Source organism: Paenibacillus sp. FSL R10-2736 (genome assembly GCF_038000245.1).
Classification (GTDB): domain Bacteria; phylum Bacillota; class Bacilli; order Paenibacillales; family Paenibacillaceae; genus Paenibacillus_AQ; species Paenibacillus_AQ phytohabitans.
Map to the genome: position 1 here is coordinate 29,990 of NZ_JBBOBN010000003.1, position 20,147 is coordinate 50,136.

General features: G+C 53.9%; 11 protein-coding genes. 6 read left to right on the forward strand and 5 right to left on the reverse strand.

The window, feature by feature from the left end:
* Positions 1 to 209: 209 nt before the first annotated feature.
* Positions 210 to 3,326, reverse strand: coding sequence for a fibronectin type III domain-containing protein (locus NSQ73_RS34840; RefSeq protein ID WP_340990751.1), 3,117 nt, complete (start codon positions 3,324 to 3,326; stop codon positions 210 to 212).
* Positions 3,327 to 3,640: 314 nt separating this feature from the next.
* Between NSQ73_RS34840 and NSQ73_RS34845 the strand changes: the two genes are divergently transcribed.
* The 4 genes from NSQ73_RS34845 to NSQ73_RS34860 all read left to right on the forward strand — a co-directional run bounded on the left by NSQ73_RS34845 (position 3,641) and on the right by NSQ73_RS34860 (position 9,604).
* Complete coding sequence (locus NSQ73_RS34845) at positions 3,641 to 5,965, forward strand: helix-turn-helix domain-containing protein (protein WP_340990752.1); 2,325 nt, start codon at positions 3,641 to 3,643, stop codon at positions 5,963 to 5,965.
* A gap of 138 nt (positions 5,966 to 6,103) precedes the next feature.
* Positions 6,104 to 7,093, forward strand: a complete 990-nt coding sequence (locus NSQ73_RS34850) for an ABC transporter permease subunit (RefSeq protein WP_340990753.1) — start codon at positions 6,104 to 6,106, stop codon at positions 7,091 to 7,093.
* A 17-nt stretch (positions 7,094 to 7,110) separates the two neighbouring features.
* Positions 7,111 to 8,004 (forward strand): carbohydrate ABC transporter permease, encoded by an 894-nt coding sequence (locus NSQ73_RS34855; RefSeq protein ID WP_246354609.1) that lies wholly within the window; start codon positions 7,111 to 7,113, stop codon positions 8,002 to 8,004.
* 31 nt (positions 8,005 to 8,035) lie between these two features.
* A complete protein-coding gene (locus NSQ73_RS34860) occupies positions 8,036 to 9,604 on the forward strand; it encodes an ABC transporter substrate-binding protein (RefSeq protein ID WP_340990754.1) in 1,569 nt (522 codons plus the stop codon).
* 546 nt (positions 9,605 to 10,150) lie between these two features.
* Here the strand turns inward: NSQ73_RS34860 and NSQ73_RS34865 are convergent.
* The 3 genes from NSQ73_RS34865 to NSQ73_RS34875 form a co-directional block, all read right to left on the reverse strand.
* On the reverse strand, positions 10,151 to 15,133 hold the full coding sequence (locus NSQ73_RS34865; protein WP_340990755.1) for a DUF4132 domain-containing protein: 4,983 nt from the start codon (positions 15,131 to 15,133) through the stop codon (positions 10,151 to 10,153).
* Positions 15,134 to 15,161: 28 nt separating this feature from the next.
* Positions 15,162 to 15,581 carry a hypothetical protein gene (locus NSQ73_RS34870; RefSeq protein WP_340990756.1) on the reverse strand — a complete coding sequence of 140 codons (420 nt, stop codon included), beginning with the start codon at positions 15,579 to 15,581 and terminating at the stop codon, positions 15,162 to 15,164.
* Positions 15,582 to 15,738: 157 nt separating this feature from the next.
* Complete coding sequence (locus NSQ73_RS34875; protein WP_340990757.1) at positions 15,739 to 16,389, reverse strand: hypothetical protein; 651 nt, start codon at positions 16,387 to 16,389, stop codon at positions 15,739 to 15,741.
* A gap of 189 nt (positions 16,390 to 16,578) precedes the next feature.
* On the opposite strand from NSQ73_RS34875, the gene NSQ73_RS34880 reads away from it, so the two are divergent.
* A complete protein-coding gene (locus tag NSQ73_RS34880; protein ID WP_340990758.1) occupies positions 16,579 to 17,331 on the forward strand; it encodes a 3'-5' exonuclease in 753 nt (250 codons plus the stop codon).
* A 323-nt stretch (positions 17,332 to 17,654) separates the two neighbouring features.
* Complete coding sequence (locus tag NSQ73_RS34885; RefSeq protein ID WP_340990759.1) at positions 17,655 to 18,419, forward strand: MerR family transcriptional regulator; 765 nt, start codon at positions 17,655 to 17,657, stop codon at positions 18,417 to 18,419.
* Between the two features lie 160 nt (positions 18,420 to 18,579).
* Here NSQ73_RS34885 and NSQ73_RS34890 read toward each other — a convergent pair whose 3' ends face one another.
* Positions 18,580 to 20,031, reverse strand: a complete 1,452-nt coding sequence (locus NSQ73_RS34890; RefSeq protein WP_206101644.1) for an IS1182 family transposase — start codon at positions 20,029 to 20,031, stop codon at positions 18,580 to 18,582.
* Between the last annotated feature and the right edge of the window lie 116 nt (positions 20,032 to 20,147).

Sequence of the window (20,147 nt, forward strand, 5' to 3'; positions counted from 1 at the left end):
CTTCTCCGAAAGCCTGATATACCGCCTCAGCTCCTGTCTCCAGCATGCAATCTAATCCACCTCCAGCGCTACTGTTCAATATTGCAATTGCCCGCATTCATACTGTACTTTATGAGATTTACTGTTCATTTCCGCAGCAAAGAGGCTTTCGCGGGGCCGCCTTTAGCCCTGCGAAAGCCTCCGTAACTCATAACTGTATCCTGCTTACCTTACTGAATTGGTGCCAGATGCGCCCCGTCAATGACCGTGAATGTCGTACCGCCACCCGGAACGGTCCAGGCTACAGACAGGGAGTCATCGCCCTGATCTTCCTTGTGCAGCGCCTCTACGTAATAGCGCTGTCCTGCGGTCAATGTAATCTGGCCGGACTTCTGCGAAGGCTGGTAGGTCCAATTTCCCGCTGGCGTCCAGCCGGCTACGTTGGCGATCAGGACCTTATTGGCCGTACTGTTAGTCGTGCTGAGCCAGAGCTCACAGTCATTATCTCCGGCAATGGCAAACTGATAAACACCTGTAACCGTCGGCACAATATATCCTCTTACGCGTTCCCCGTAGCTGTTGGCCCAGTTCGACGGACTTGTAAAACTCGTCAAGGCCGTAACCCCGGTTGGTGTCGTCCCTACCGGGATGGCTGAAACTGAGCCTCCCGTAACATTGGTCCAGTATTCACGGGTAATCGTCCCGACCTGAGTCAAACCACCAGGCGTCGGTGTTGGTGTTACTGTTGGCGTCGCCGTTGGTGTTGGTGTCGGTGCTACCGTCGCCGTTGGTGTCGGTGCTACCGTTGGCGTTGACGTCGCTGTCGGCGTTGGCGTTGCCGTCGGTGTCGGCGTTGGTGTTGGTGTTGGTGTTGGTGTTGGTGTTGGTGTTGGTGTTGGTGTCGGAGTTGGTGTCGGGTTGCTGCCTCCACCCTGGTTCACATCACAGGTCTTGTAGAAACCCACGGCCGGATCGGTGCCGAAGGCATTCGTCGAGCACATGACCGTATTGGTGTAGGTGCCGTAGGCGTAGCTGTTGTTCGCCCCGAAGCGCACCTGCTTGGTGCCTGTGAAGTTACAAGGATTGTTCTCACCGGCACAAGGAACCCAGTTAGCCGAGGATACCAGCGTCGTTACGCTCAGTGTATTGCTCGCGGCCGACAGGTTGCCTGCTGCATCCTTCGCCTTGACAGTGAAGCTGTAGGCGGTGCTTGCCGCAAGACCCGTCACCTCAAAGCTGAGTGCTCCCGTGGTCGACCCGGTCAGTACGCCCCCCTTATAGACATTGTAGCCCGTGACTCCGATATTGTCGGTGGAGCCGCTCCAGGTAAGACTGACACTGATGTCCGTCTTGGCCGGTGAAGCGAGATTCGCCGGAGCACTCGGCGCCACCGTATCCGGACCATTCGTCGTTACACTCAGCGCATTGCTTGCCGCCGACAGATTGCCCGCCGCATCACTGGCCTTCACCGTGAAGCTGTAGGCTGTATTCGCTGTAAGCCCGGTTACAGTATAAGAGGTTGCACCTCCACCTACTGTAGTTCCAGTGCTTACACCATTTTTATAGATCGTATAGCCGTATACCCCCACATTGTCGGTGGATGCCGACCAGGTCAGATTGACTGTGGTATCTGTTTTGGAAGGCGAGCTTAAGCTGCCGGGTGCGGTAGGCGCTGTAGTATCCGGCGGACCAGCGTATACGGTCACCGTCTGCTCCTTCACACTGGCCCGGCCGCCATTATCCCAGACACCAAGTATGACCTTATAGGTGCCTGCCTTCTGGTACGTATAGGTTGGACTCACCGTGGTAACCGGAATGCCTTCACCCAGATCCCACAGATTCTCCACAATACTGCCGTTGTCTGTGGACGTATTGGTGAAGGTGATGGGCTGGCCTAGCTGAACGGTCAGCGGTGCGGTGAAATTGGCCACCGGCTTCGGATCACTGAAGCCCCGGCTGGTAAGCTGCGTATTCGTACCGTTGCCGCTGACGGTATTGCCGCTCCACTCCAGATCAGCAGCCGCTGACGGATACTGGTCAATGGATGGTCCACTGTTTCCAGTAATGGTGTTATTAACGAAGCTGATCCGGTCCACCCCGGAAGCTGTCGTAATCTCAATAGCTTTCCGGCCGTTATTCAGAATCTGGTTGCTGTCAAAAGTAATATTCCGCGTATCCCCGTGAATCCGCACGGCATTGCCGTCATACCCCGGATAAGCGGCGGCAGGGTTGCCGGCCGGTCCATTTTTCCAGATATTCTTGTAGAAGTACTGGTACTGCTCGGTTTGTCCGGTACCGGCACCCTGAAGCTGCATACCCCACATCACGATGTTCTGCACCGTGTTGTAGTTCCACAGCTGATAGCCCGTACCCGGCGACTGCTGCATGCCCACCTGCTGTCCCCCGTCTACGAGATTGCCCGAGGTGACACCATGGTCAACCATAACCTCCAGTCCCATGTGGCCGACAGAGCCGTCCGTTGCCTTGACTACATTGTTGCGCACCGCAATATACTTCGAGCGGACGGCGCTGATCCAGTGATCGACGTTGTTGTTCTCAATCAGCGAATAGTCGACGTTGGTGTGCAGCTCGATGCCGAGGCCCTCCATTTTTTTACCGGTGCCGGTGATGGTGTTGCCGCGGACGATAGCGTAAGGACTGTCATCATTCACAAAAATCCCACCCCGGCCCGTATCCGCAATCGTATTATTCTCAATCAGCGCATAGCTGGAGCCCCAGCCGGCCCGCACTCCGCCTCCCCAGTCGGAATTCACACCGGTGTTGGTGATTGTATTGCCCGAAATCTCAATATGGGTCGATCTTACAGCATATAGCGCAAAAGGGCCGAAGCCGCTCGATGCGACGAAATCCTTGACCCGCAAATTACGCATCTTGTTGCCGTCGCTGTCTTCGGAAGTAACGGCAGACTGGGCTGCGGTGTTGTTGCCTCCGTCGAGGGTCATGTCCGATACTTCAGCATTCAGCGCATTATGCAGGTAGAAGAAGGTTGCGGCCGTGGCGCCGGGAGTGAACTTGATAATTACCGAATCCCGGCTGGCCCCGGCAATTTTGACGCCGGATTTGCTGTTGACGGTTCCTGACAGATAGTAGGTTCCCGCCGGAATGAGCACAGTATCTCCGCTGACCGCTGCATCTACAGCACTTTGGAACGCCGCCTTGTCGTCTGCGGTATCCCCGCCGTTCGCACCGTAAGCGGTTACATTTAATGTTGCGGCAAACGCCGGAGTTGCCGGCACGGCTGGCAGGAGAAGCGATACAGCACCAAGAATACAGAATATCCGCACTTTCAGTTTTGAGGCGTGTTTCGGCTTGCTTGTCATCTTCATAAATCCCTCCCCTTCAATTCTGAATCGGCTGCAAGACTGGCTTCCGGCTTCCCGCATGATCCGATGCTTCCGGCAGGGCAGACTGAACGTGAGCCGGGACATCTCCTCCTTATCTTGCCATATCTTCTACAGAGGGAGAAACTGTTCATTTTATCAAAAAGCATGTTTTACACAATGTATAAAACGCCAAAAGCTTTCTTTTTACAGAATATCATCCAGGCGTCTGACAAAAGCCTTGCACCTCTAGGCAAATTTGTTTAAAACTATATCATACCTACTCTCACAACTATGTCTGCGCCGAAGGGGCTGGATTCGTGAAACCGTTCTCATTTTATAAATCGAAAAAATACTTCCAATCCGTCATGTTCTCCATCATGCTTGCCATGGCCCTGATTCTGACCGGCTTAGCCGTTGTAAATACCTACGTGCTGGAACGTTCGATCAAGAATGTGCAGGAGAATTCCAACCTTAAGGTGCTGACGCAGACCCAATATAATCTCTCCTCCATGAATGAAATTATTACCCACCTCTCCACCTTCGCTTATAACGATAATCTGCTGATCCCGCTGCTGTTCTCGAAACCCCTGCCACAAATGGATTATATCCGCGGCTACCGTGAAATGGCCAATCTGATGAAAAGCTCATCGTTCCTGCACTCCATTGCCGTCTACAACGCTTCAAGCAACGAGCTGTACGGCTCGACCAGCAACTTCCTGGTCGATGGCGGTGTCACCAAAGAACGGATGACAGAGTGGCTGCTGCATCCGGCACAGCCGCATCCGACCTCACGGCTGATCCCGGTGAGCCTGGAGCGGACGGACGGCGGAATCGATGCCTTCGCCTTCATCGTAACCGATGCCTACATCCCCTTTACCGGCGACCGGTCTGCACTTATCCTCTATATTAAATCCGGCTGGGTCTTCGACAGCCTCGCCAAATTGAATGATGCGGGCACAAGAGCCCAAGGCCAAATCTATATCCAGACTTCCGGCGGACAGCTGCTGTCCGGCGAGAACCTCGCGCAGAGTAATCAACCGGACCTGGACGGTATTACCGAACTGATCCGGCAGGATAAGGCCATGACCGGCGCAGGCTCCGGTTCAGTCACCGGCAATACCGGCAACAGCAAAAGCATTATCACCTATATGGAAGGCATCGGCGAATGGACGATCCTGTATGTCCAGCCGTATGCCTCCGTCATGAAGGATGTGACCGATGCCCGCACGAAATCGCTGCTGATTACCGGCGGCTTCCTGCTGCTGTCGATTGCCGTATCCGTCTGGCTCTCCTACAAGCTCTATGACCCGATTGAGAATATGCTGCGGCGGATGCGCCCGCTGTCCGCAGATCCGAAGCAGGCGGATGAACCATACGGTAACGAGCTGGATCTCATGAGCGGGCATTATCAGCGCATGCAGGAGAAGCTGCAGGAGATCAGCTCCGAGCAGATCGTGAACAAATATTACATCCGCAAGTTCCTGACGGACAGCCGGATCTTCTCCCATAATGACATGCAGCTGCTGATTGAGAAGCACGGGCTGCAGATCTCCGCCCGGGAATCCCTGCTAGTATGTGTGCTGCGCATCGAACGTTATGCCGCTTATGACCTGGCGACGCCGCCCTCTTCCAAGAAGCTGCACAGCTTCGCCCTGGTCAATATCGCCCAGGAGATTATGTCCCGTGCTTACCCCTGCGAAGCTGTAGATCTTCAGGGCGACCATATCGTGCTGATTGTATCAGCTACCGGCAGCACATCTGATTTTGCCGGCACGAAGCCGCTCATCCGGGAGATTCAGGATACGATCGGCCAGTATTACGGCCTGTCGTTGTCCGGGGGAATCAGCAGCGCAATCTCCCAGCTTCCGCAGCTCTCCGCCGCTTACTACCAGGCCTATCAATTATCTCTGTATACCTTCGCTTCGGGGTACAAATCGATCATCATGCCGGAGGATGTCCGGGAGAATCTCGGAAATAAACGTAAGACCCTGCCGCCGGATATTGAACGCAAGCTGTCGGAGGCGCTGAAGAAGGGCCAGCTCACGGCCGCAGGCAGCGAACTGGAGAAAGCCTTCTCGCTCCTCGCCACATTCCAGTATGAAGAGATGCGGCGTGTCGTTGCCGACCTGGCTTGGGTGGTGCAGAATACAGCGGCGGAAATTGCCGGCAACCGGGTAGGCTCCCTGCCCCTCGACATCGAGCAGATTCACCGGATTCCCCAGGCGCATGAGACGCTGGAGGAGATTTATGTAGCCCTTCTGTCGCTGTGTGCCACGATCTGCGAAGGCCAGCGGCCGGCCAGCCCTGAACGCAATGAGCTGATTATCGGCACCGTCAAAGAGGTCATTGAACAGAAGTTCAACGACCTTAATCTGAGCCAGCAGTCCATTGCAGCGAACGTCAAGCTGACCTCCGCCTATCTCGGCAAGCTCTTCAAGGATAGCTGCGGCGTATCCATTACCGAATATATCAACGATATCCGGCTGCGGCATGCGCAGGAGCTGCTGCTGCAGAGCGATTATACGATTTCAGAGATTATGGATAAATGCGGCTATGCCAATCAGAGTTACTTTTTCCGGCTGTTCAAGACCCGGTTCGGCACCACTCCGAAGGATTACCGGCTTAAGAAATCACTGTCCTGAACGTGCCGATTCCAAGAATACACAGGAATTCTCATATTGTATACTCCCCCTGCACAGCTTTTCGAACATGACATTGTATCCTCCCTCCTCCGCTCCATGGCATGATGGATTCATAACAGAACGGAGGAGGAGATGAAGATGGGAAAGCCTGAGCCGGCCGAACTAAGCACACTTCCGGGGAACACAGGCCGCAGGCAGCCCGCTGTTCTACGATGGGTGATAAGCGAATTCAGGCATCTGCGCAAGAACCGCGAACTGCTGCTGCTCGCCTTGCCCGGAATACTATTCAAGCTGGTGATCGCTTACTTTCCAATGGTGGGTCTGATTCTGGCATTCAAGTTCTTCAGATATGACGAGGGGATCTTCGGAAGCAAATGGGTAGGATTGCAGAATTTCGAATTCCTCTTCAAGGCGCAGGACGCCTTCCGCATTATCCGCAATACGCTGCTGTACAATTTTTCTTATATTATCCTGGGGACACTCTCCGCACTGCTGCTCGCACTGCTGCTGAATGAGCTGTCAGGCCGACTGGTCAAGGTCTACCAGACGACGATGTTCCTGCCTTTTTTCATCTCTATGGTTATCGTCGGTTATATTGGTAACGCTTTCTTCGACTTCCAGAACGGATATCTCAATACGCTGCTCGGCTATGTGGGCATCGACCCGCATAACTGGTATCTGGAGACGACGCCCTGGATCTTCATTCTCCCGCTGGTCTCACTCTGGAAAGGCATCGGCTTCTCTACCCTGATCTATTATGCAGGCATGACCGGCATTAACCCGGACTACTATGAAGCTGCCACCCTAGACGGGGCGACCCGTGTACAGATGATGCGCAGAATTACGCTGCCCCTGATCAGGCCGCTGATCATTATTCTGTTCATCCTGGGGCTCGGTAATATTATCCGCGGCGATTTCGGTCTGCACTATTTCCTGCCGAACAACGTAGGGCCGAACTTCCCGACCACTGACATTATTGATACGTACGTCTACCGGGCACTGACCAAGCTGGGGGATATCAACTCTGCGGCAGCTGTCGGCTTCCTGCAATCGGTAGTCGGACTGATCACAGTCGTCACTGCCAACTATGTCGTCCGCAAAATCGACGATGACAGCGCACTTTTCTGAACAGGAGGAGCACACACATGAACATGAACACAGCCAAATCCGCACCGTCTAACTTCGGCATCAATGTATTTTTCATCATAGTCTGCCTGATGATCGCTCTTCCGTTCCTGCTCGTCATCTCCATCTCGCTGACATCGGAGGATGCGCTTAGCCAGTTCGGATATAACCTTCTGCCCAAGGCGTGGAGCTTCGAGGCTTACCGGATTGTGTTTGAGAAGCCCACTACCCTGCTGCGCGGTTACGGGGTAACGATACTGATTACTGTAATCGGCACCGTGCTCTCGCTTCTGCTGACGGCCATGATGGCTTATCCGCTCAGCCGCAGAGATTTCCGCTACAACCGCCAGCTGACCTTCTTCGTCTTCTTCACCATGCTGTTCAACGGCGGACTGATTCCGTTCTACATCCTGATGACCCAGTATCTGCATCTGAAGAACACACTGGCTGCGCTGATCATTCCCGGTCTGCTGAGTCCCTTCAACATTATGATTATGAAAGGCTTTCTGGACAAAATCTCCAAGGAAATCATCGAGTCGGCGAAGGTTGACGGCGCCCGGGAGTTCCGGATTTTCTTCCAGATTATCCTGCCGCTGTCCACGCCCGCCCTGGCTACGCTGGGACTGCTGATTTCCTTCGGCTACTGGAATGAATGGTTCAATGCGCTGCTCTTCATCGATAATGATAAGTTCATCCCATTGCAGCTATTGCTCGTGCGCATCCTGTCCCAGGCCGACTTCCTGGCCAACTCGCCGATGGCGGAGGTCTCGGATAAGCTGAAGTATGCTAGCTTCCCGACCTTGTCGGTACGGATGGCGATGGCTATTGTGGCCAGCGGTCCGATGCTGCTGATCTTCCCTTTTTTCCAGAAGTACTTTGTCAAAGGCATTACGGTAGGCTCCCTGAAAGAATAGCTTCTATTCTAAAATAATGGAGGGTTCATAAATGATCAAACACACGAAATCCACCGCTGTGCTGCTGTGTGTACTCCTGCTCTGTCTGTCGGTTCTCGCGGCTTGCGGCAACAGCAATAATAATGGAAACAACGGCGCAGCAGCCGCAGGCAATGCCACAACCGAACCGGCCGCCACAAACGGCACCGATCCCGCCGCCACACCTGCCGCCACTGAGCTGCCTGAGGTTAAGCTGACCTTCATTTATCCGGTAGCCGCTGACCCTGGCAAAGACCAGCAATTGGTGAACGATGAGATTAATAAATACATCAAGGACAAAATCAACGCCACCGTCGAGCTCAAACCGCTGACCTTTGACGAATATGAGCCGAAGCTGAATGCCATGCTCGCCGCCCAGGAAGACTTCGACATTGCCTTCAGCTCCAAGGGCTGGCTCGGCAATTATCAGCCTTATATTGACCGGGGCGCTTATCTGGAAATTACAGATGAGATGATCAGCAGCTATGCACCCGAAGCCCGTGCCAATATTCCCGACAAATTCTGGCCGGACATGAAAGCTGCCGACGGCAAAGTCTACGGCTTCCCGATCTATCAGATCGCAGCCAAGCAGAAGAGTCTGGTGATCCAGAAGCGTTTTGCCGACAAATACAATCTGGATATCGCGTCCATTCAATCTTATAAAGACATCGAGCCGTTCCTCAAGACACTGAAGGACAACGAAAAAGGAATCATACCGCTCGGTCTCGCCCAGAATTCCAACGGCATCTACATTGACCGCACTGAAGTCGGCGCCGACGGCTCTTCCGTATTTTATAAAAAAGACGACCCGGAGATGAAGTTCATCTCCAAGATTACACAGCTGGAGAACAAGAAAGAATATTTCCAGACGATGAACGCCTGGTACAAGGCAGGGTACATCAACCAGGATGCGCCTGTGCTGCAGAATATCAATGATCTCAAGAGCAAAGGCAATGTGGCTGTAGCCATTGAATTCACCTCGAAGCCGGGCGGAGAGATTGGTGAGAAAGCGATTAACGGCGGCAATGATGTCGTATACGCTCCGATCTCTGACAGCTATTTCACCGGGATTGCCAGCGCCATTCAGGTCATCAACAAGAACTCCAAGAATCCTGAACGTGCACTCATGCTCATTAATCTGCTCAACACCGACCAATATCTCTATAACCTGATCTGTAACGGTATCGAAGGCACACACTACACCAAGGTCGACGAGCAGAACATCGCTCCGATTGAGAATTCCGGTTATGCGCCTAACGGAGACTGGGTGTTCGGTAACCAGTTCAATGCTTATCTGAAGCCGGGCCAGGCCGCAGACACCTGGGAGAAGACCATCGAGCTGAACAATAATGCAATCGTGCCTGCCAGCAACGGCTTCCAGTACAGCGAGGATAAGATCAAGGCCGAAGCCGCCAACATCAACGCCGTCAAAAATGAGTTTGAAGCTGCCCTGGAGACCGGAGCGGTTGATCCGGACAAAGTGCTTCCTGACTATATCGCCAAGCTCAAAGCCTCAGGCATCGAGAAGGTAGAGGCTGAGATCACTGCCCAGTGGACCGAGTTTCTGAAAAACAAACAGTAAGCTGCGAATGTACAGGGAACGGCGATAGGCCTTCTCCGGGGGCTAACACCGTTCCCTATCACTTTTACATTAAAATTAGAAATTTTATAAAATAGTGGTCACAGGGAGCATCCTCCCATCATTTTTAATTGGAAAAACGTATCTTAATTCGGATGTTTTGATGGAGTCTGAGGTATTAGTTGGAGAAACGTCATTTAATTTCATGCATTTCCCCTGCTCTGATCTATTTGCAGCCTATTAAGTGCTGATTATCCAACTGTTGCCCGGCAAGGGTCCCTCCGTTCATAAGCAAGTGGACAATATCCAACTATATCCGGCTACACCCCCAGTCACAGCCACATCCGCAGTCAAACCTTTGCCAATGCTGCTCCCGGCTTCTTTAGCCGCTTCTTCGGAGTTATACACGTTTTTGGTATTGTTCAATTTACACTATAGTAAAAAGCACCGGCGCTCTGTTTCAGCGCCGGTGCTTTTTGCATACCTGCTATAGGTTCTCTGCGGCTGAAGCATAGGCTAAGCCGCACGACTCACCCCCTACTCAGCTGCTTAAGCTTTCAGCTGCGCCAGAATCTCAGGGTCTTTAATCTTCGTATCCTCAGCCAGCAGTACGACCTTGGAGAGAATCTCCGCCGTGCGCGGATCTTCGTCCAGGAACGGCAGGAACAGCCGGCCGCGGTGCTGCGAATGGACCGGGATAATATGCAGCGCCCCGCTGGCCTGCTTATAGCTCATTCCGCTGCCCAGATGCACTGCATATTCGCCCAGCGTCCCGGTAATCCGGGCATAGCTGCCGTCCACGCGGACGTTGCCGATCTTCAGCAGACGCAGGGACTCACTGACGATCACCCGGCGCATCTCTATAGTCGTCAGGCTGGCCTCCGGATCGACGCCTCCCACATGCGCTACGCTCACTACCAGATCCACATCGCGCATCACCTCGGAGAACAGGCGGGGCGGCACCGCATCCAGCATGACGTTCTTATACGTAGTCCGGTCGAAGAACTCGACCGTCTCCAGCGTTGGTGCCTCCGTATCGGCCGGGGAGAACCAGTCCGCCATGGCGTAGAGCCGTGCAATCAGATTCTCGCCATAGAATACCTTCTGCAGCCCTTCTTCATAGCTGACCGTCCACTGCCGTTCTCTCAGCAGTGCAACCGTCTTGCGCGGCTGCACCTGATGGCCGGCATAGCGGCGGGATACGCCGCCATTTGCCAGTTCATCCGCATTGGGCAGATACAGCTCCCGGAAGATCTGCTTGAACGGCTGGCTGAGCTGCCGGTCGAACAGATCCTTCTGGTACAGGCTCCACTGCCCGCTGTTATACAGATCAAGCGGATGGGCGATGAATAGCTCATCCTTATCCGTAAGAGCAGTCTGCTCTCCGGATGGAGCCGCCAGCGCAGGAAGACCGGCCGCGAAATAGCCCAGCGCGCTGCCGCTCTTCAGGACAAGACCGCGCAGCAGCGGCGCCAGAATAGGATTCCGGCTGAGCCCGGTAATCTCCTGCAGCGTGAAGCTGCTGCCTGATTCCATCGAGCGCTCCAGCTCCAGGCGCGCCCGGCGGAACTGGGCCGTCAGCTCGCTCCGCGTTTCCTTCAGCGCCTCGATAAAGGCATCCTTCTTCAGGCGGGCAGGCACCGATTTCAGCACCTTGCCTTTGCTGGTAATGACAAGCTCGCTCTGACCCTGCTCATCAATGACCAGCTGGGCGAAGGTGTCGGTATCCAGCGCGTGCGGCTCGAAGTATGGCTTCAGCTCATCCAGCTTGCGGGCTTCGATATCCCACATCAGCCGGGTGACATCGGCATATCCGGCATTGCGGGCCAGATTGCCAAGGGCAATCCGTGCCGCCAGCCCCTCGCTCGCCCGCCGCTGCGCGCCGAATTTCTTGCTCTCCGCGAGGAAGCGCTGGATCAGCTCATAGCGCTCCCGGATATCCTGCTCCCGGTCCTTACGGAGCGGAATCAGGCTGTAGCTGAGCAGATGGTCTTTGTTACGCTTTTGTTCCACAGACTGCTTCATTTCCTCCAGCTTCAGCTTGCCAAGGGTGGCATCAGCGAACAGCTGGGAGCGACGGTGGTTCGCACCCGCGGAGATATACTTCGCAGAGTCATAGAGCAGATCGAACCGCTTCTGTCCAAGCGTCTGATACGCCGACTGGAACCAGTTCATATCAAAAGCGCCGTCATTGAAGTCCTGCGGGGTAATCGGCGAGTAATGCGCCACCACCGTCTCCTTCTCCGCCGAGAAGCTCTCGTTGATATGGGCGTGGAAATACCACGCGGCACTGCGGATACCTTCCCAATCCAGATAGCCGGAGATAATCTCAATCCACTGCGGCGCATACATGGCGGCTTCCAGCAGCCGCTTCTCCGTGATACCGGAATCCTTCAGCAGCGTCCGCAGGAGCGCAGAGTCTTCACCCTCCCGGGGATGGCTAACCTTAAGCAGATGGCTGAATGATTCCTTCTTCGTGATACTGTCGCCGTAGCCATATACATAACCCCGGATGAAGGTCTCCTTGTCGAGCCCCGCCAGAATACGGATGAAATACTCCATTCCCTGGATCCGCTGCAGCCCCATCACCAGCGGGGTTGCCTCGGTCGGCAGCTCCCCGCGGGCCAGCTCGATTTCCAGCAGACGGTCAATCAATACGGTGCGGATTCGGGCAACCCGCTCACTGTCGTCAATCCACTCCACATTCCGGCCGGTTAGGGTGCGCATGTGATGGCGGTTGTCATGGCCGGCAAGCAGCTCCTTGTACAATTCACCTTCACCGATTAATCCCGTTTCGTAAGCCTTCAGATAATCGTACAGCTCCAGCCTGGTGCCGGCATCCTCCGGGTTCATCCGGTCGAAGACATACAAGGATCTGAACAGCTCCTTGAAATCCTCCGGCCCGTCCGCCCGGTCCCGCATCATCCTCAGCCATGGCTGGGCCAGCACGTTCAGCAGCGCCGGCTCACTCTCCAGCTTATCCTCCGGCATCGCGGCCATCAGCGCATTCAGCGCCCCGGCGGCCAGGCTGAAGTTATCCTGTTTATCACTGTCTGCATAGAAGGCCCCGATCAGAGTCTTCACCTGATTGCCGTACCGCAGCCCTTCAAACAGCTTTGCTACATCCCTGATGGTCTGCAGCGGATATACCTGCTCTGTGAATTCCGCTCTCCAGCCCTCCAGCAGCTTATGTTTTTTCAGCTCCCTATAATCCATAGAGCCTCTGTAGTACCGGTAATAGCTCTCCATCGTTCCATCCAGATCATCCAGCTGGTTGTAAAAGTTCAGCTCCAGCAGCATCTTTGGATTCCAGCCGCTCTGCTGGAGATAGGCGGACCAGAGCTCATGGAGCGGATACTCCTCCAGTTGAGAAGCCGATTTGTCCCTGTCCTTAGCCATAGTCCATTTCAGTGTGCGCAGCACCGCACCGACCAGCAGCGTCTCCTTCTGGCCGGAATAATATTCGCTGACATATTCCGTGTCCCGCTGTCCATGAATCTGCTCATCCAGCCCGTGCAGGAAGGTCCTGATCTCCTCCAGCGGCAGGGAGAACACCTTATCCCAGCTGAATTCGCCGGGCTGCGGCCCCCCGGTCAGCCATGCTTCCGTCTCCCCCGGGTTGAACAGCCCGAACCCGCTCGCCGCCGTATATTCATTCCTGCGGCTAAGCTTCGCGATCAGCTCCCGTTCCTTCGCCGCAGGCTCGGCAATCGCCTCCACCTGTGGACGCACCGCCTCATACAGGCTGCTGCGCTGCTCATCCTCGAAGAGCACCGTCACCATCTCCAGCGCAGCCAGGCGCTGCAGGCTGTTCTTCTCCTGCAGCAGCCGCTGGATGCTGCCTTCAAGCGCCGAATCCGGCTGGCTGAGCAGCAGCCGGGTCACGTTCTGGCGCAGCGATCCGGTCTTCAGCTTCAGCAGCGCCTCGGCCTGCACCAGTTCCTCAGCATCCAGTGTCCATTCCTTGGCCTGCTCCAGGGCCAGCTCACGGTTCTTCATGCTTTTATCGCCAAGGCTGGCGAACACGAATTCACGCTGCACCGGATTCAGCGGGTCGCTAATGAAGCTGGCCAGCAGTTCGCCGCGCAGATCCGGCGGGAACTCATCCTTGAGTGCAATCAGCTCGGCAATCCAGGCGCTGTCCATATCATACGCGGTCAGGTACAGCATTTTGCGCACCGGAAGCTCCGGGGTGTAGTTCACCTGGACGAAATCCAGCACTTTGGATTCCCCGGTTAATTCACGATGGGGAGTGCGCAGGAACATCGCTTTGAGGGCAGTGAAATCCCGCTCTCGTGCCGCCTTCTCCTCCAGCTGCGGTGAACGCTGCAGCTCCAGCTTGGGCCCGTTCTTTTCCGGTCTCCACAGCCTGCTGTAGCCGTAGCTATAGTTGCTTAGAACCCAGTATTGCAGCTCCAGGTCCTGCTCTTCCAGAGATTGCCGGGCGCTCTCCAGCCGGAGCTCGCTGTTCTGGCTGTTCGCCAGCACATACTGGGCCACAATCTTCTGATAGAGCTGCCCTCCGGCCATCAGAACCCCAATCCGTCCATAGAGATCCTCTTCCTCATGCACAGCTGTTGCCCACAGGCTCAGGTAGACATGATGGGCGTTCGCATCCTCCAGCCATGCTGCCCGCACCGCTTCATCCTGCAGAACCAGGTATGCGCCTTCAATCAGGCTCTTGGCCACCCGTTGATTCTGGGCTTCCAGCCCCATGCCCGTCCACACGCCCAGCGCGCGCACGACAGAGCTGTAGCGGATGAAATCATTGTCCAGAATCAGCTTCAGCACGTACAGATTGTTATCCAGTGTTCCTTCATCCATCCGCTCCACCAGCGATTGGCGCAGACCCTCCTGCAGCTTGGCAGCCAGCAGCAGCTCGCCCAGCATCACCACAGCTTCCTTCCGGTGACTCATGAATACGCCCTTGATCACCTCGTAGCTCAGCACCGCTGCCTGGTTATCGCCGTAGACCATTTCCTTGAGGTCGTCCAGCATCTCACTGCTGTCCTCACGGTCCAGCTCATAGGCAATGACATCGCTTAAGACCAGCCTGAAGCGGTAACTCACATTGTAATCCGTATCGTTGTCCTTTTTGCGCAGATACTCTCCAAGGACGAAACCCTGCCGCTCCATGAAGATCAGCGAGCTCAGTTTGCTCAGAATTTGTGCGCTGTGCAGCTCAAGATTACGGGTACGGTAAGGTCTGCGCACGTATCCCCTGCTGTACGGATACTCCGTACAATGCTCCACTATGTAAGTCATCACTTCTGCGGTATACGGGCTGAACAGCTTCCTGACAGCCGTCAGCAACGGTTCATAGAATCCGTTATCTGTACCGCCTCCGGCCAGCTCCCTGAGCCGTTCCATGCACGCCTTGATCTCCTCCTCCTGGCCGCCATAATAATTCAAACGGCTGAGTCCAATAACGACAGACGCAAGACCCGATGTTTCTTCATCCAGCCCTTTGGCCTTATTCTCCATCTCCGCATACCACTGTGCTTCCAGATCCTCAGTTTTACTTACCGCCATATCCTGTTCCCCCTTCTACCTAATCTTCCTACCATAGTCTTCCGGCCAGCATAGTGAACCGGATGAATACCAGCTCATCCCCGTCCTGGATCTGCAGCGGCTCTTCTAATAGGGCACATTCCCGCTCCTGCAGGAACACCTTATATAATCCGTCCTCAAAAGCAAGCAGTGCAGCAGCAACCGCTTCACCGGTATCCGGCGGTTCACCGTTATAAATGGTCGCGAAGCCGACCTTGCCGTTCTCTCCCTGCTCCTGGATCTCATTGCCTGTAAGATAAGGAATAATATCTCCCCGCCCCTGCTTGTCCACAAGTCCCTGCACCTGCCGGACTACGATCTCAGTAATCAGCTCCTGCAGTGTAGCAGGAGTCCCCTGCAGTACTAATTCCTGCCGGGCAAGCACCGGTTTGCGTTTGCCCAGGCTTTTGACAGTAACATACAGCCGCACATCTATCCCTCCTGTTTCTACAGACAAGCCTTACCGGAAAACAGGCCATCTTAGATTAATACCCAATTCCGGCCCCTCTGCCGCGCTTCGGCTAGATTTCACACGATGAAATTCGGGGCAGACTTCACCCCGGGTACCATCTAACCCGTTAATTTGCCTACTCAGCCGCATCCGCCGATTCCGCCCCGCCATCCCCCTGCAATCCGAACCAGCGCTCCAGTTCAGCGAAATTCTGCTCCAGCATCCGGCTTCCATCTGCCTCCAGCACCTTCAGCTTCCGTTCCCCTGCCTCATTCCTGATCCTCGCAGCGAACAGCGCGTCTCTCTTCATCCAATTGTTGAACGAAACCTCCGGATTCTCTGTTGCCTGCAGGATTCCCTGAATCCATTCCCGCTTACTGTACTGCTCCCGCTGGAACGGTTCCGCCGGAATCACCCAGATTGCCTTATCCATCGGCTTCAGAAGAGGCGCCACCAGCGCCGGCAGCAGCTGATTCCCCTCCACAACAATGGGGCCAGCGCCCGAACCCTCAAGATCGCTCAGCACATAATTGAAGTCCTCCCGCAGACACCCGGTATAGATATCCAGCTGTTCCGCCACATCCCTGGTGAAGAACACTTCATTCATCGACATCTGCGATACCCGGTACATTGCGGACTGCGCCTTCCCTGTAATTCTCTGCAGGTGATCCTCATAATGCTCATCGCATGCGTAGAGCGCCATATTATACTTCTCCGCGAGGCGCCCCGCGAGCGTGCTTTTCCCGGCACAGGCCGAACCGCCGATCCAATAGATTTGTCTGTTCATGTACATCCGCTCCTTTGTTCTCCGGCATTACCTGATACTGAGCTATTCGACACCGGATTGCCGCCGTTCCTGCATCAATCTGCCATTTCACCGCCGAATTCCCCACACAAGCACTTTTTTTGTTAAAATAGAAATGTCGGCGCAATTACGGGCAATCCGGCGCCAGTCACTGAAACGGAGGCATTACCTGTGGATTATATTATTCTGGACATCGAATTCAACGGCCGCAAATTTGCCAGTGAGCACCCTATGGAGGTCATTGAGATCGGAGCTGTCCGTCTAGACGCTTCATTGCAATATAAAGGCGAGTTCTCTGCCTTAATCAAACCCATATACTTCTCCACCCTCAATTCCTTCATCAAGAAAAAAACCGGCATCCCCCAAGAGGATATCGATATCGCCGACCGGTTCCCGAAGGTGATAGCCGCCTTCAGAGCCTGGCTTGACCAGAGCACGAACGGCGTGCTGCTGCTGACCTGGGGCGGCGAGGATATGAAACGGATCATCCAGGACGTGCGGATGCACAAAATCGATGACGCCTACTGGATGGAAGCAACCTACTTCGATCTGCTCAAAGGCGTACTCCGCGCCCGCGGCCTAAGCAATGACATCAGCGTTGAAGGCGCTATGGCCCTGTTCGGCCTTGAGCCTTCCGGCTCTGCACACCGCGCGCTGGATGATGCCAAGATGACGGCCGATATTTTCCGTGCGGTCTTCAACGAGCTGGATTTCGGGCGCTCCCAGCACTATATCGACACCTTCTCCAACGCCAGAGAACGCAAGACCGTCAAGATCGCCATCAAAGCCATGACTTCCCAGAAGATCGTTCCCACCTGGGAGCTTGTAGCCGAGCATTACTTCCCTGCTGAGGATGCTCTGGCCGACCCCCGGAAGCTCGCGGAACTGCAGGCGTATTTCGCCGCCCAGGTCGGCAAGAAATAGACATCCCTCATGCTCCGCTTGGCAGCGGCAGTTTCCTAGCAGCAGCTACGGAGACTGCCGCTGTTTGCTGTTTGCTGTTTGCTGTTTGCTGTTTGCTGTTTGCTGTTTGCTGTTTGCTGTTTGCTGTTTGCTGTTTGCTGTTTGAGATATTATCCGGTTATCTGGTTATCCTGCTAGCCCTCGGGTTATCCTAAAATTAGGATTTGACATTGCCGTTACGTGAAGGTGTAGAGTAATTCTTGTAAGCAGCAGCTTACACGGCGGGGACGATAGAGCACGTCCATGCTGTATACGCCAAGACAGAGTTGGAGGCTGAAATGACAATGGAGTACACTGTTCAGAAGCTGGGAGCACTCGCGGGGATCAGTACGCGGACACTGCGGTATTACGATGAATTCGGGATTCTGAAGCCGGCCAGAATCAATTCCTCGGGATACCGCATCTACGGCCAGGCCGAGGTAGACCGGCTGCAGCAGATTCTCTTTTACCGGGAGCTGGGCTTAAGCCTCGAAGGGATCAGGGACATTGTCACATCACCTTCCTTCGATGGAGCCCGCGCATTGCGTGAGCACCATGACAAGCTGCTTCAGCGGAGACAGCAGCTGGACCGGCTGATCGCGAACGTCGAGCAGACACTTGCACACACCGAAGGGAGAATTACAATGAGCAATGATGAGAAATTCGCAGGCTTTAAGCAGAAGCTGATTGACGATAACGAGCAGAAGTACGGGCAGGAGATCCGGGAGAAGTACGGCGAAGACGCCGTAGAGAAGTCGAACCGCAAGCTGAAGAACATGACCGAGGAGCAGTATGCTGCCATCCAGCAGCTTGAAGCGGACATGTTCGCTTCGCTGGAGCAGGCGATGGAGGACGGAGATTCGGCAGGTGAACTTGCGCAGAAGGCAGCTGATCTGCACCGGCAGTGGCTTAGCTTCTACTGGGATACCTACACCAAGGAAGCTCACGCTGGGGTAGCGCAGATGTATGTCGATGATGAACGCTTCACCGCCTATTACGACAAACGCCGTCCCGGACTGGCCGGGTTCCTGCGGGATGCTGTACATGTGTATACGGGAGCGAAGCAGTAATGTGATGTTCCCCTTATAAAAAAGAAGCAGCCGGATTGCAGAGGCCACTGAAAAACTCGCCTTTCTTGGTAAAAGCAAGAATGCGTATCAAAAAGACGACATCCATTCTGTTTCTTTCGAATGGATGTCGTCTTTTTCTCGCCTATTTCTTTAACTTTGGCTACTCCATGAGTTTCAATATTCGTTTTAAATTGACAGTGAATATCGCCATGGCTCCCTGAATTTCCATGCCAACCAAACCCGAGGAGAACGCAATGTCGTACCCGTGTCTGTGTTTGAGTTCACTATTCTTGGCTTCAATTTTATATCGTTCTTTAGCTTTGGCCTTAAATGCTTCACTTTCCTGAAACTCAGCTTGCTTTACATGCTCGGTGCTCTTTATGCTCACCGAGTACGTTTTGCTTTGGGCGCCTTCTTTGTAGCAGCCTTCCTTTAGCGGACATCGCTTGCATTTTTCAATATCAAAATGGTAAGTGTTCGTTTGGTTTTTGCCCTGACCTTTTTTCCCTTGCCGTGCTCTACGTATCGCCATATGCCCGGCCTTACAGACATACAGACCCGCATCTTTGTTAAACTCAAACTCATCTTCCTTCTTGCGGTTTCCTTGGGTAATCATTGGATGTAATTTGGCCACAAGCTCAATTTCATGTTCGGTGCTGTACGCAATGTTATCTCTTTCGGAATAGGCGGTATCTCCAATTACCGTTTCCACGTTCATGCCTGCGGCCTTGCTTTTTTCAATGAGGGTCTGTAGCTCTTTCCCATCCGACTTTTCCCCTGTCGTAATCGTTGCTGCCGTAATGATTCGTTCTTCGCTCATCGCGATATGCGTTTTATACCCGAAAAAGGAGGAGTCCGCACTTTTGTGGCCCACTTTGGCGTCGGGATCGGTAGAGGTTTGCAGATGTTTTGCGTCGTCAATAATCGTTTCTTTCAACAGGTTTAACGCCTCACTGACTTTGGGCAGCCCTGTGAATCGTCCGTCTTGCTCAATCACTGCAATGAGCTGCTGGCAATATCCGATTTCATCCTCCAGCACATTTGTAACAGGTTTAGCCGGAAAGGCACTTTTCATGGATTCATCTAAGGTATAGATCGCTTGTCTTACCTTTTTAGAGCGTTCTCGCAGCACTTCTTGTGGGCTCTTTTGGGTATATCGGGCTTTGGTATGAGTGGCATCTACAATAATGGTTTTGCTGCGAATGATGCCTTTTTCAATGGCGATTTCTACCGTTTTACCAATGAGCAGATCGAGTAACTTCATATCTTTCAGTCGCAGCTTGCGAAATTTGGTCAGTAGACTGGGGTCAATGACCCCTTCCTCCGGAGCCATATGTAAGAAAAACTTGAACGACAAGTCGGTTTTAGAGCGTTCCACCAGATCGGCGTCGGATAAGTCATAAATGGATTTGAGCAGTAAATATTTAAACATTCGGACCGGGTCTACTGCAGTTCGACCGTTCTCATGGCAATACCTTTCGTTCAGTTCCTCATAAACAAAGCTAAAATCTACCAGCTCGTCCATGCGACGCAGCAAGTTATCTTTAGGAATAAGTATATTGTAAAGCTCGATATACGGGCTCAAGATAAAACTCTGCTGCTCAGGAAGCATGAAGACCACCAGCCTTTGATTTGATCCTTTAATTATACCGAAAAAAAGAGACATTCTCCTCGGAAAAATGGGGAGAATGTCTCTTAGAGATCTTATTGGACTTTTTCAGCGGCCGC

Excerpts from the sequence above, each read along its gene's own strand:
- NSQ73_RS34840 (WP_340990751.1), bottom strand. The coding sequence starts at position 3,326 with ATGAAGATGACAAGCAAGCCGAAACACGCCTCAAAACTGAAAGTGCGG.
- NSQ73_RS34850 (WP_340990753.1), top strand. The coding sequence starts at position 6,104 with ATGGGAAAGCCTGAGCCGGCCGAACTAAGCACACTTCCGGGGAACACA.
- NSQ73_RS34855 (WP_246354609.1), top strand. The coding sequence starts at position 7,111 with ATGAACATGAACACAGCCAAATCCGCACCGTCTAACTTCGGCATCAAT.
- NSQ73_RS34860 (WP_340990754.1), top strand. The coding sequence starts at position 8,036 with ATGATCAAACACACGAAATCCACCGCTGTGCTGCTGTGTGTACTCCTG.
- NSQ73_RS34865 (WP_340990755.1), bottom strand. The coding sequence starts at position 15,133 with ATGGCGGTAAGTAAAACTGAGGATCTGGAAGCACAGTGGTATGCGGAG.
- NSQ73_RS34875 (WP_340990757.1), bottom strand. The coding sequence starts at position 16,389 with ATGAACAGACAAATCTATTGGATCGGCGGTTCGGCCTGTGCCGGGAAA.
- NSQ73_RS34885 (WP_340990759.1), top strand. The coding sequence starts at position 17,655 with ATGGAGTACACTGTTCAGAAGCTGGGAGCACTCGCGGGGATCAGTACG.
- NSQ73_RS34890 (WP_206101644.1), bottom strand. The coding sequence starts at position 20,031 with ATGCTTCCTGAGCAGCAGAGTTTTATCTTGAGCCCGTATATCGAGCTT.